The organism is Roseateles sp. P5_E4 (genome assembly GCF_054049255.1).
Genome location: NZ_JBFUMS010000008.1, coordinates 281,384 through 293,164, shown reverse-complemented (window position 1 = coordinate 293,164; position 11,781 = coordinate 281,384). Strand labels below are relative to the sequence as shown.

General features: G+C 66.9%; 10 protein-coding genes. 8 read left to right on the top strand and 2 right to left on the bottom strand.

The features are described 5' to 3' along the window. The first annotated feature begins 29 nt into the window (after window positions 1-29). The 8 genes from ACXJLH_RS17465 (at window position 30) to wecB (ending at window position 8,549) form a co-directional block, all read left to right on the top strand. A complete protein-coding gene (locus ACXJLH_RS17465; RefSeq protein ID WP_457445538.1) occupies window positions 30-956 on the top strand; it encodes a glycosyltransferase family 2 protein in 927 nt (308 codons plus the stop codon). Between the two features lie 94 nt (window positions 957-1,050). After that, on the top strand, window positions 1,051-2,340 hold the full coding sequence (locus ACXJLH_RS17460) for a hypothetical protein (RefSeq protein WP_457445536.1): 1,290 nt from the start codon (window positions 1,051-1,053) through the stop codon (window positions 2,338-2,340). 74 nt (window positions 2,341-2,414) lie between these two features. Then, the gene (locus ACXJLH_RS17455; protein ID WP_457445534.1) at window positions 2,415-3,251 is read left to right on the top strand and encodes a 2OG-Fe(II) oxygenase; all 837 of its coding nucleotides are present in this window, start codon (window positions 2,415-2,417) and stop codon (window positions 3,249-3,251) included. Then, the gene (locus ACXJLH_RS17450) at window positions 3,248-4,288 is read left to right on the top strand and encodes a glycosyltransferase (protein ID WP_457445532.1); all 1,041 of its coding nucleotides are present in this window, start codon (window positions 3,248-3,250) and stop codon (window positions 4,286-4,288) included. Before ACXJLH_RS17455 ends, ACXJLH_RS17450 begins: the two co-directional genes overlap by 4 nt. Then, complete coding sequence (locus ACXJLH_RS17445) at window positions 4,285-5,502, top strand: glycosyltransferase family 4 protein (protein WP_457445530.1); 1,218 nt, start codon at window positions 4,285-4,287, stop codon at window positions 5,500-5,502. Before ACXJLH_RS17450 ends, ACXJLH_RS17445 begins: the two co-directional genes overlap by 4 nt. 16 nt (window positions 5,503-5,518) lie before the next feature. Continuing rightward, window positions 5,519-6,391 (top strand): dTDP-4-dehydrorhamnose reductase family protein, encoded by an 873-nt coding sequence (locus ACXJLH_RS17440; RefSeq protein WP_457445528.1) that lies wholly within the window; start codon window positions 5,519-5,521, stop codon window positions 6,389-6,391. Between the two features lie 18 nt (window positions 6,392-6,409). Further along, complete coding sequence (locus ACXJLH_RS17435) at window positions 6,410-7,420, top strand: SDR family NAD(P)-dependent oxidoreductase (RefSeq protein WP_457445526.1); 1,011 nt, start codon at window positions 6,410-6,412, stop codon at window positions 7,418-7,420. After that, window positions 7,413-8,549 carry a non-hydrolyzing UDP-N-acetylglucosamine 2-epimerase gene (gene wecB / locus ACXJLH_RS17430; protein WP_457445524.1) on the top strand — a complete coding sequence of 379 codons (1,137 nt, stop codon included), beginning with the start codon at window positions 7,413-7,415 and terminating at the stop codon, window positions 8,547-8,549. The genes ACXJLH_RS17435 and wecB overlap by 8 nt, the downstream gene beginning before the upstream one ends. 60 nt (window positions 8,550-8,609) lie before the next feature. On the opposite strand, the gene ACXJLH_RS17425 is transcribed toward wecB, so the two are convergent. Together ACXJLH_RS17425 and ACXJLH_RS17420 are read right to left on the bottom strand one after the other, a co-directional pair. Then, window positions 8,610-9,716 carry a GumC family protein gene (locus ACXJLH_RS17425; RefSeq protein ID WP_457445523.1) on the bottom strand — a complete coding sequence of 369 codons (1,107 nt, stop codon included), beginning with the start codon at window positions 9,714-9,716 and terminating at the stop codon, window positions 8,610-8,612. 3 nt (window positions 9,717-9,719) lie between these two features. Further along, window positions 9,720-11,723: an SLBB domain-containing protein gene (locus ACXJLH_RS17420; RefSeq protein ID WP_457445521.1), complete on the bottom strand. Its 2,004-nt coding sequence runs from the start codon at window positions 11,721-11,723 to the stop codon at window positions 9,720-9,722. Window positions 11,724-11,781 lie beyond the last annotated feature (58 nt).

Sequence of the window (11,781 nt, the reverse complement as noted above, 5' to 3'; positions counted from 1 at the left end):
TACAATCGCCGCGCCGCTCAAGCCAGCCCATGTCCCAGTCCCTCGTCACGCTCGTCACCCCCGTCTACAACCAGGCCGAATACCTGGCGGCGACGATCGAAAGCGTGCTGGTCCAGGACTATCCGGGGCTTGAATACATCGTCATCGATGACGGTTCCAGCGACGACTCGCTGGCCCTGGCAAAGCGCTACGAAGCCGCGCATCCGGGGCGCCTGACGGTGCTGACCCAGGCGAACAGCGGCCAGGCCGCCACCTTGAACCGCGGCTGGGGCATGGCCAAGGGCGAGATCCTGGCTTATCTGAGTTCCGACGACTGCCTGGTACCGGGCGCCGTGCGGCACATGGTCGAGATGCTGCAGAACAAGCCGTCGGCCGCCGTGGCCTATTGCGATTTCTGGCTCATCGATGCGCAGGGCCAGCGTCTGCGCGAGTCCCGAACCGAGGAGTTCGATGCCGAGCGGCTCAGCGTGGACCTGGTCTGCCAGCCTGGCCCAGGCGCGTTTTTCCGCCGCAGCGTGTTCGAGGCGAGCGGTGGCTGGCGGCCTGACCTGCGCCAGGTGCCGGACTACGAGTTCTGGCTGCGCGCCGCGGGGCAGGGCGGCTTCGTGCGTGTACCTGAGCTGCTGGCTGAATACCGCATCCATGAGGGCTCGGCGTCGTTTCGCGTGATGCCAGACGCTCGCGCCGAGGAGATCGTGCGGGTCATGCAGGCCTACTGGGCTGCACGGCCGGGGCAGGCCGGTGCGCAGCGGTCGATTGCGCGCGCCTACAGCCTGGCCGCCAAGAACCACGGCCAGTCCGGCCGCATCGGCGCCGCGCTGCGCTGCTTTGCCCAGGCGCTCAAGCGCCGCCCGGGCTTGCTGTTCGATCTGGGCATCTGGCGCCAGTTGCTGGTGGGTTTCCTGCGTCGTGGCTGGTACCAGCTCCGGGCTTCTACGCGAGCGGCCAGACAATGAAGAGCAAGCTCTTCAGGTTCGGGCGGCTGCCGTCCATGGTTGTCCTGGCCGGTTCGGCCGACGCGACTGTCGACCTGATATACAGGAGAGTCAGATGATCGCCGACCGGCTTGACCCCAGGGAGGGTCGCTGGAGGCCTACCGTGCTTCATATCGTCTGGATCGGCTTGCTGGCCCCCGCGCTCACGGCCAGCATTTCCACCAGCGTCGGCCCGCAGGTCGCCCTGTTCGTGCTGCTGGCCGGGTGGCTTTCCGTCTTCGACGGGCGTGCGACCTGGCGGGGGCTGGTGCTAGGTGCCAGCATGGCAGCGCTGCTGCTATGCCACACCGTGATTGCCGGGAGCATGGATACCTGCCGCGACCTGATGCTCAAATCAGTCGCATCGCAAGTGCTGCTCATCCTGGTGATCGCCTCGCTCAGTGTGCTGGCGAGTGCGGGGCGCAGCATGCCTTCACAGCGTGGCATCGCGCGATTGGTCACCGTGCTGGTGGCGGCGGTGGTGGTCGAGAAGATTTATCTTGTAGCGACCGGTGCGCGCGAGACGCTCAGGCCGAGTGGGTTCTTCTCCGAGCCCAGCCATTTCGCGCTGACCATTGCGCCGCTGCTGATCTATCTCATCCTTGACGAGAACCGGCGTTGGCGGCGCCATGGCGTTGTGGGCGCGGTGCTCAGCCTCTGGTTGGCGGCCTCGGCCACGCTGTTCCTGCTGCTGGCCGTCGGGCTTGCAGTGATGTGGCTGGCGCTGCATGGCCGGCGCCTGGGGCTGTTCAAGATCCTGCAGGTCACTGTGCTGTCGGTGGTGTTTGCCGGCGTGGCCTTTGTGTCGCCCTTCTGGACCGACTTCATGGACCGGATCACCAGCCTGGGCAACCAGAGCACGGAGGCCAATGTCTCCAGCGTGGTGTACGTGATGGGCTGGGAACTCGCGCTGGAGAACCTGCACAGCTCCGGCGGTTGGGGGCTGGGCTTCAATCGCATGGGTTGCGAGCCCAGGCCGGTCACCGAGGGTGTGGAAGTGCTCGATCTGCTGGGCCTGGAGGATGGCAACTACAACGACGGCTCCTTCCTCGCTTCCAAGGCCCTGAGCGAAATGGGCTACTTCGCCGCACTGCTGTGGCTGTGGTGCGCCTGGCGGGCCTGGCGCTTCCGGCACCTGCTGCATGGGCAGCACGGCCTGCAGTCGGAACAAGCGCGTCTCATGCTGAGCCTGCTGCTCTGTGGCCTAGTGGGGCTGCTGCTGCGCGGGACGGGCTATTTCTCCGGGCCGGTGCTGCTGGCCGCCTACGGCTACTTCTGGCTGCGGGAGGCGGGCCGCCAGCCGGCCGGGCTAACCCCAATGCCTACAATGCCGGCGCCCAGCCGTGACCTCTCCCCGCGGGGATGAGTGCAGGCGGCTGGCGCCGTGTCCTCATTGATTTGCGCCCTTGCCGATGGCATCGGGGCGCCTCGTACCTGACCATGTCCTCATCCCTACCCTCGAAAGCCGAGCTGACCGACCTGATCTGTGCGCGGCTGGAGTCATCCCTGGCCCAGCTGACGGCGGATTTCGAGGCCTCGGCCCGCCAGGTGGGCGTGCGCCACGCCATCGTCGACGATCTGTTGCCCGCCGATGTGGCGGAACGCATCACCGCGGCCTTCCCGGCCACCGGGCAGATGCGGCTGATGGACAGCTTCCGTGAGTGCAAGTACACGTCCAAGGACTTCGACCGCTTCGACCCCGTGCTGGCCGACATCACGTTTGCGATCCAGGACCCGCGCGTCATCGAGATCGTCGGGCGCATCACCGGCATCCAGGAGCAAATCCCCGACGCCAGCCTTTACGCCGGTGGCCTGAGCGCCATGGTGAAGGGCCATCACCTGGGCCCGCACATCGACAATTCGCACGAGTCCACGCGCCGCTACTACCGCACGCTCAACCTGCTGTACTACGTGACGCCGGGCTGGGTGCTGGAAAACGGCGGCAACCTGGAGCTCTGGGACCAGCGCGTGCGCAACAACGTCACCATCGTCAGCCGCTTCAACCGGCTGGCCATCATGGAGACGACGCCGACGTCCTGGCATTCCGTCAGCCCCGTCGTCGCCGAAGGCACGCGCTGCTGCGTCTCCAACTACTACTTCTCGCCGCGCTCGCCGACGGGCCAGGACTACTTCAACGTCACCTCGTTCAGCGCCCGGCCCGAGCAGCCTCTGCTGCGCCTGTTGGCGCGCGTGGACAACGGGCTGCGCCAGGGCGTGCGTGCCCTGGTGCCGCAGGGCCTGGGCAAGAAGGACGTCTACCAAGGTCCCAAGCCGTGACGGTGCAGGCCGGGCGCCTGCTGCTGTACGCGCCCAATGTCCATACCGGTGGCGGCTTTGTGCTGCTGCAGGCCTTGCTGGTCGCCTGGCCCCAGGAGCGGCCCCTCGTCGCCTGGCTCGATGCGCGTGCGCGCGAACGGCTGAGCGTGCCCGAGGGCGCGTCTGTTCAGTGGGTGCAGGCGTCGGCGGGCTCCCGCCTGGGCGCCGAGTTGTCGCTGGCATCCGCCGGCACCGCCCAGGACCGTGTGTTGTGCTTCCACGGCCTGCCGCCCCTGATGCGCAATGCGGCGCCGGTGTGGCTGTTCCAGCAGAACCGCAACTACCTCGGCCAGGTGCCGCTCGCGGCCTTTGGCTGGAAGACGCGGCAGCGCCTGCGCTTCGAGCAGGCCGTCAGCCGCTGGCTGCGCCAGCGCGTGGCGCGCTACTGGGTGCAGACGCCGTCGATGGCGCGCGCCGTGCAGGACTGGTATGGCCTGGAGCGCGCCGACATCCGGGTGCTGCCGTTCGCTCCCCCAGCACCAGAGTCGCTGCCCGCCGCCGATGCCGCCTGGGACTTCATCTATGTGGCGGACGGCGAGGCGCACAAGAACCACCGCACCCTCATCGAGGCCTGGCGGCTGCTGGCTGAGCAAGGGCTGCGTCCGACGTTGGCGCTGACGCTGTCGGACCGCGATGCCGGCCTGGCGGCATGGGTGCAGGCGCAAGCGACCGATCATGATCTGAAGATCACCAGTCTCGGCATGCGCTCACATGCCGAGATCCTCGCGCGCTATCGCGGTGCCAAGGCCCTGGTCTTCCCGTCCAAGGGCGAGTCCTTTGGCCTGCCGCTGATCGAGGCCCGCCAAGCTGGCCTGCCCATCCTGGCTGGCGAGCTGGATTTCGTGCGCGATGTCTGCGTGCCCGCCCAGACCTTTGACCCGAACTCCGCGGTATCGATCGCGCGCGCCGTGAAGCGCTTCCTCGGCGAGGCGGAGGCGCCGCTCGAACCGGCTCGGGCGGCGGACTTCCTGCAAGCGCTGTTCCACGAGACCGCATGAAGGTGCTGTTGCTGAGCCAGCATTTCTGGCCCGAGTCCTTCCGCATCAACGAGATCGCCCAGTCCCTCGTCGAGCAGGGCTGCGAGGTCACGGTGCTGACCGGCAAACCCAACTATCCGGAAGGCCACCTGTTCCCGGGCTACCGCGTTGGCGGCATCCAGCGCGAGAGGCACGAGGGCTACGACATCGTGCGCGTGCCACTGCTGCCGCGTGGCGTGGGTGGCGCCAAGCGCCTGGTGCTGAACTATTTGTCCTTTTTGTTCTGTGCCTCCGTCATGGGCCCATGGGCCCTGCGCGGCCGGCGCTTCGACGCGATCTTTGTCTACGGCACCAGCCCCATCCTGCAGGCCATCGCGGCCGTCGTGCTGAAGTGGATCAAGGGCGCGGCGCTGGTCGTCTGGGTGCAGGATCTTTGGCCGGACAGCCTGCAGATCACCGGCTTCGTGAAGAACCCGCGACTGCTGTCGGCCGTTGCCACAGTGGTGCGCTGGATCTACCGACGCAGTGACCTGCTGCTGGTGCAGTCGCCGGCTTTCGTGGCGCCCGTGGAGGCCATGGCGGGTGGTACGCCTGTCCTGGTGCATGAGAACCCCGGCGACCGGGCCTCATCCAAGCCGCGTGTACCGACATTGCTCCAACTCGACGCGGCGCAATTCAACATCGTCTTTGCCGGCAACCTGGGCACTGTGCAGTCGCTGGACTGCGTCCTCGACGCTGCCGAGCGCCTGGGTGCCGACAGCGGCGTGCGCTGGGTGCTGGTCGGCAGCGGCGCGCGCGACGGTTGGTTGGCCGAGCAGGTGGCGCGACGTGGTCTCACGCAAGTGCAACTGGCTGGGCGCCTGCCACCCGAGCAGATGCCCGCAGTCTTCGAGCAGGCGGATGCGCTGCTGGTCAGCCTGACTGGCGGCCCGGCCTTGAGCCGAACGGTTCCGAGCAAAATACAGGCCTATCTGGCCGCTGGCCGGCCCATCCTCGCGTCGATGGATGGCGAAGGCGCCCGTGTCGTGCGGGCCGCCGGTGCCGGCTTGGCCAGTGCGGCGGAAGATGCCGGGGCGCTGGCCGCCACGGCGCTGGCCTTGCAGGCCATGCCGCCCGAACAGCGGCAAGGGATGGGCGAGGCCGGCCGGCGCTACTACGCCGAGCATTACGAGCCCGACCGGCTGGCCAAGGCCTTGGTCGGGCATTTCGAGCGCGCCGTGGCGGCGCGCCGTTGATGAGAGTGATGGTGCGATGAGTCAGAACAAGCGGCGCCTGCTGGTGCTGGGTGCCAGCGGCATGCTGGGCAATGCGGCGTTGCGCGTGTTCGCGGCCGACCCCGCCTTCGAGGTGTTTGGCTCCGTGCGCAGCCACGGCGTCATCTCCACGCTGCAGGCCAAGGCGCCTGCGGCGCAGTTCGTCGCCGGTGTCGACGTCGAAAGCCTGGACAGCCTGACGCGCCTGTTCGCCCAGGTGCGCCCACAGGTGGTCGTCAACTGCATCGGCGTCGTCAAGCAACTGGCCGAAGCGGACGACCCGCTGACCGCCATCCCGATCAATGCGCTGCTGCCGCACCGCCTCGCGCGGCTTGCGCAGGTGGCCGGTGCCCGACTCATCCACGTCAGCACCGACTGCGTGTTCTCGGGCAAGCAGGGCGGCTACCTCGAGACCGACCCTTCGGACGCCTACGACCTCTACGGCCGCAGCAAGCTGATGGGTGAGGTCGACTACGAGAACGCAGTCACGCTGCGCACCTCCATCATCGGCCACGAGTTGTCCAGCGCGCACGGCCTGATCGGCTGGTTCCTGGCCCAGACCGGGCCGGTGCGCGGCTTCACGAAGGCGATCTTCTCGGGCCTGCCCACCGTGGAGCTCGCCCGCGTCATGAAGGACTTCGTCGTGCCGCATCCCGAACTGCGCGGCACCTGGCATGTGTCGGCCGCGCCCATCGACAAGTACGGCCTGCTCAAGCTGGCTGCTGCCGAATACGGCCGCGACAACGACATCGCGCCCGATGACAAGCTGGTCATCGACCGCTCGCTCGACTCGAGCGCTTTTCGCGCGGCCACCGGCTATGCGCCGCCCTCCTGGCCCGAGCTGGTGCGCGAGATGCGCGCCTTCGGCTGAACCTTTTAGAGATATTCCATGTTCAAAGACAAAGTCCTGCTGATCACCGGCGGCACCGGCAGCTTCGGCAACGCGGTGCTGAGCCGCTTCCTGAAATCCGACTTCGCCGAGATCCGCATCTTCAGTCGCGATGAGAAGAAGCAGGAGGACATGCGCATCGCCCTGAAGAGCGACAAGGTCAAGTTCTACATCGGCGACGTGCGCGACTACGACAGCGTGCATGACGCGCTCAACGGCGTGGACTACGTCTTCCACGCCGCCGCGCTCAAGCAGGTGCCGTCCTGCGAGTTCTATCCGATGGAAGCGGTCAAGACCAATGTCGTCGGCGCCGAGAACGTCATGCGCGCGGCCATCGCCCAGGGCGTCAGCCGCGTCGTCGTGTTGTCGACTGACAAGGCCGTCTACCCGATCAATGCGATGGGCATGTCCAAGGCCATGATGGAGAAGGTCATGGTCGCCAAGTCGCGGCTGTGCGACCCGGCCAAGACGGTGCTGTCGGCCACGCGCTACGGCAATGTGATGGCCTCGCGCGGCTCGGTGATCCCGCTGTTCCTGCAACAGCTGCAGGACGGCAAGCCGCTGACCATCACCGACCCGACGATGACGCGTTTCCTGATGTCGCTGGAGGAGTCGGTCGACCTCGTGCTCTACGCCTTCGAGCATGCCCGCCCCGGCGACATCTTCGTGCAGAAGGCGCCGGCCTCCACCGTCGGCGACCTGGCCGAAGCCATGCGCCAGCTGCTGAAGAAGAGCAACGACATCAACATCATCGGCACGCGCCACGGCGAGAAGCTGTACGAGTCGCTCGTCTCGCGCGAGGAGATGGCCCGCTCCGAGGACCTGGGCGGCTACTACCGCATCCCGGCTGATTCGCGCGACCTGAACTACGCCAAGTACTTCGTCGAGGGCGAGACGGCGATCTCCGAGATCGACGACTACACCTCCCACAACACCCAGCGGCTGAGCGTCGAAGAGGTCAAGCAGGTGCTGCTGCAACTGGACCTCATCAAGGAGGCCGTGAATGCTTAAGGTCATGACCGTCGTGGGCACGCGGCCGGAGATCATCCGGCTGTCCCGCGTCATCGCCCAGCTCGACCGTCACTGCGAGCATGTGCTGGTGCACACCGGCCAGAACTACGACTACGAGCTCAACGAGGTCTTCTTCAGCGATCTGGGCATCCGCAAGCCCGACCATTTCCTGGAGGCTGCTGGCAGCACGGCCGCCGAGACCATTGCCCAGGTGATCCAGAACGTCGACAAGGTGCTGGAGCTGACGAAGCCCGACGCGCTGCTCATCCTCGGCGACACCAACAGCTGCCTCGCGGCCATTGCGGCCAAGCGCCGCAAGGTGCCCATCTTCCACATGGAGGCCGGCAACCGCTGCTTCGACTTTCGTGTGCCCGAGGAGATCAACCGTCGCATCGTCGACCACACGTCGGACATCAACCTCAGCTACAGCCAGATCGCGCGCGACTACCTGCTGCGCGAGGGTTTCCCGCCGGACCAGGTCATCGTCACCGGCAGCCCGATGCGCGAGGTCATCGAGCATTACCGCCCGGGCATCGATGCGTCGGACGTGCTGCGGCGCCAGGGTCTCACGCCGGGCAAGTACTTCGTCGTCAGCTCGCACCGCGAGGAGAACGTCGACGCGCCGGAGAATCTGCAACGCCTGCTGGTGGTGCTGAACGCGCTGGCCGAGCGCTACGACGAGCCGGTCATCGTCTCGACGCACCCGCGCACGCGCAAGCGCCTGGAGACCCTGCTGGCCACGCAGGCGATGCACCCCCAGGTGCAGTTCATGAAGCCCTTCGGCTTCCTGGACTACATCAAGCTGCAATGCGGCGCGCGGGCCGTGCTGTCGGACAGCGGCACCATCACCGAGGAGTCCTCCATCCTGAACTTCCCGGCGCTGAACCTGCGCGAGGTGCATGAGCGCCCGGAAGGCTTCGAGGAAGCCGCCGTGATGATGGTGGGCTTTGACGTCGAGCGCGTGCTCGACGGGCTGCGCATCCTGGAAGCCCAGCCGCGCGGCGACGAGCGCCTGCTGCGCCTGGTCAACGACTACGCGCCGGCCAACGTCTCCGACAAGGTGCTGCGCATCATCGTCAGCTACACCGGTTTCGTGAACCGCAAGGTCTGGCGCAAGCCCGGGGCCTGACGGTCACGCGCCAATAAAAAAGGCCGCTCAATCGAGCGGCCTTTTTACTTGCCCAGCCGCTCAACCAAGGCGGCCTTTTCGCTTGTACTCGCGGCCCAGCACCAGCGCGCCGCAGACCATGAAGGCCAGCGCGAAGGCCACCATCATGTAGGCGCTGCGCTTGGGCTTGGTCTTGCGCTCCGGAATCTCGGCCTTGTCGACAACCTGCAGTTGCCCGCCGTCGCGGCTTTCGTCGATTCTGGCGATCTCGTACTGGCGCGCGATCTGGTCGAACAGCGCTTCCTGGTACTTGAATTCCCGGTAAGCGGTGATGTAGCCGTTCTGACTGGCCGGCGCCTCGTTCTGGCCCTGCTTGGTCATTTCGGCGCGCAGGGCGGACACCTGGGCCGACTGGGCGATGACCTCGGCTGCGCCGTCGGACATGGCCCCGCGCAGCACCTGCAGCTTCACCTCGGCGGTCGTCAGCTCGGCTTTGAGCTTGGCGAGGCCCTCGGCGGTGGCTTTGGGCTCCGCCTTCAGTGCGCCGATGTTGATGCCGGTGGCCGACAGCGCCTGCTGGGCAGTCGTCAGTTTTTCCTTCACCTGGCTCAGTTGCTTCTCGAAGAAGACGCGCCGCTGCTGGGCTTCCGTCAGAGCCAGCCTGGCGGTGAGGGCGCGCAGTTCCTCGATATAGGCCGTGGCCATCTCCGACGCGGTCTTGGGGTCGTGGTCGTCGACCTCCAGCGTGATCAGGCCGTCCTTGCGGCCCAGGGTCACGTGGGTGTTTTCAGCCAGCTCCTTGCGCGCATCGACCTTGAACTTGCGCTCGTACTTGTTGACCAGGTCGAAGCGCTCGACGATGCGGTCCGCCACGGAGGCGCTCTGCACCAGGGCGACGTACTGGTCGCCATTGTTCTTGATGCCCCCGGCCGCGATGCCCGCCAGTGCGCCCAGCGAGGCCAGGGCACCGGCCGCGCCGCTTTGCTGCTGCTGCGGCGGCAGGAAGCTGACGCGTGCCGCATAGGTGGGCGGCACGAGGTAGCTGCCGCCCAGGGCGATGGCGCTGGCCAGCAGCGGCACGCCCACCATCAACAGGCGACGGCGCCACAGTGCGGCGGCAATGGCGCCGATGGGAAATTCGTCGGGCGCCGTAGTGACGGACGGCGCTTCGGTGCTGGGACTGGTCATTGTTTAGTTCTTCAGGGATTTCAGGGCCGCAGCACCCAGGCCGAACTGATACAGGATCTGCGTCCACTCCTTCGCCTCCTGGCTGAAGGTCACCTTGGTCAGATCCTCTGGCACGTAGATCGTGTCGCCTGGCTGGGCGCTGACGGTCGACAGGCCCGTCCCCGTACTGAACCAGCCGCTGCTCTGCTGCCGCGAGCTGACCACATTGCCGTTGGCGCGGATGACGAAGGTGCTGGTCGCGTCGGATGCCCGCGTCGGGCCGCCGGCCAGACGCAGCATGTCGTCGACGCTGGCACCCTGGCTGTAGACATAGCTGCCGGTGTTGTAGACGCTGCCGAACACGCCCACGGTGGTGGGGCGTGCGGGAATAGTGAGGCGGTCGCCATCCTCGACGGCCAGCTCCGGCAGGCTGTTGGCCGTCGGGGCGATCTGCATCACGACGCGGCCGGTCAGCTTGACAGCGCGCAGACGGTCGATGAGGCGGCCGGAAGCCTGGCCGCGGTTGCTCTGCGTGGTGGGATCGTCGGGCGTGGTTGCCGCTCGCGGCTTGACCATGACGCGCGCGAATTCGCCTTCGAGGTCGCGCAGCGCCCGCTCGTACTGGGCCTGCTGCGTGACGCGCACGCTTTCCCGGCTGAGTTCGGAGCCGTAGATGAAGGCCGCCGGTGTCAAGCCGCCTGCGGCCTTGATGATGTCACCCAGCGTGCTGCTCGGCGGCAGGATGTATTCGCCCGGCCTTTGCACTTCGCCGTCCACGCGCACGCGCTTGTTCTGTTTGTATTGCGGCAGCACGGTGTCGAGGGCGTTGAAGGCGCGCACGACGTCGCCGCCCTGTAGCGGAGTGGCGCCCTGCTGCGGCAGCTTGACTTCGGCGACGCGGCCGTCGTTGCGCGTGGCCATGCTTTCGATGGCCACCCGCCCGCGTTCCGCCGCGGCGCTCAGGCCGCCGCCCATCAGCATCAGGTCGCTGACGGTTTCGCCCGGCTTGAGCTCGAAGATGGCCTGGCGGTTGACGCTGCCGATCAGCGCCACCTGCTGGCCGATGGGGCCGATGTGAACGACGTCATCGGCCTGCAGCACGCGGTCGCCGCTGCGGTCGCCCCGCAGCAGCAGGTCGTAGAGGTCGAAGCTGCCGACCAGCTTGCCGCCACGACGTAGTTCCAGGTTGCGGAAGCTCCCCGAGCCCGACGGACCACCGGCCTGGATCATCGCGTTGACGATGGTCGACAGGCTGCTGACGGTGTAGGCGCCGGGGCGCTGGGTGAAACCGGTCACGTAGACGCGGATGCTGCGCAGCTTGCCCAGCGCCGCGCTGAGCTTGTAGTTGCGGAACACCTGGCCGATGCGCTGCTCGAGCGTGGTGTTGAGGTCGGCATAGCGCACGCCGGCCACCAGCACCGGGCCCACGCGCGGGATGTTGATACGGCCAGCGCGGTCGACGGTCAGCCGCAGATCGGCCTCGACCGCCCCCCAGATCGTCACGAGCACCTCGTCGCCGACGCTGATCACATAATCCGACGGGATCTGGCTCGAGGTCTCGCCCATCGATGCCAGCCCGGACCGTTGCTGCTGTTGCTGTTGCTGCGGTTGCTGCAGCTCATAGGGCTGCGGCAGGACTGGCGTCATCAGCTCGGAGCCGAAGCGCTTGATCTCGACGTCGTCTCCCACGGCGCGTTGCACATAGCGCTCGAACTCGGTCTGCTGTGCCGCGCGGGCGGCCAGCTGTTCCCGGGTCAGGGGCTGGCCGGGAATGGGCTGCAGCAGCATCTGCAACTGCAGCAGCATCTGTTGCTGCTGCTGGAGCACGGTCTCGCGCTGCGAGGGTGACAGCGGCGCCGCGTTCTGCGAGTCGGCGCTGCTGTTGGTACCTTGCCGGTTCGGCACCAGCAAGCGCACCGGGCCTACTGCGTTGACGTCGTTGTTGTCGTCCGCCGCCATCGCTGCGCCGTGCAAGCCGAGGCTGGCCACCGTGGCGAGCACAGCCATCCCCTTGAGCAGTCCGATCAAAAGCGGTGTTCGGTCTCTGGGCGCGCTGATATTCATTGACGAGGCTCGTATGGATTGA

Bases quoted from the DNA above. Each gene is read 5' to 3' on its own strand.
- wecB (WP_457445524.1), top strand. From the start codon at position 7,413: ATGCTTAAGGTCATGACCGTCGTGGGCACGCGGCCGGAGATCATCCGG.
- ACXJLH_RS17445 (WP_457445530.1), top strand. From the start codon at position 4,285: ATGAAGGTGCTGTTGCTGAGCCAGCATTTCTGGCCCGAGTCCTTCCGC.
- ACXJLH_RS17465 (WP_457445538.1), top strand. From the start codon at position 30: ATGTCCCAGTCCCTCGTCACGCTCGTCACCCCCGTCTACAACCAGGCC.
- ACXJLH_RS17425 (WP_457445523.1), bottom strand. From the start codon at position 9,716: ATGACCAGTCCCAGCACCGAAGCGCCGTCCGTCACTACGGCGCCCGAC.
- ACXJLH_RS17460 (WP_457445536.1), top strand. From the start codon at position 1,051: ATGATCGCCGACCGGCTTGACCCCAGGGAGGGTCGCTGGAGGCCTACC.
- ACXJLH_RS17435 (WP_457445526.1), top strand. From the start codon at position 6,410: ATGTTCAAAGACAAAGTCCTGCTGATCACCGGCGGCACCGGCAGCTTC.
- ACXJLH_RS17440 (WP_457445528.1), top strand. From the start codon at position 5,519: ATGAGTCAGAACAAGCGGCGCCTGCTGGTGCTGGGTGCCAGCGGCATG.
- ACXJLH_RS17455 (WP_457445534.1), top strand. From the start codon at position 2,415: ATGTCCTCATCCCTACCCTCGAAAGCCGAGCTGACCGACCTGATCTGT.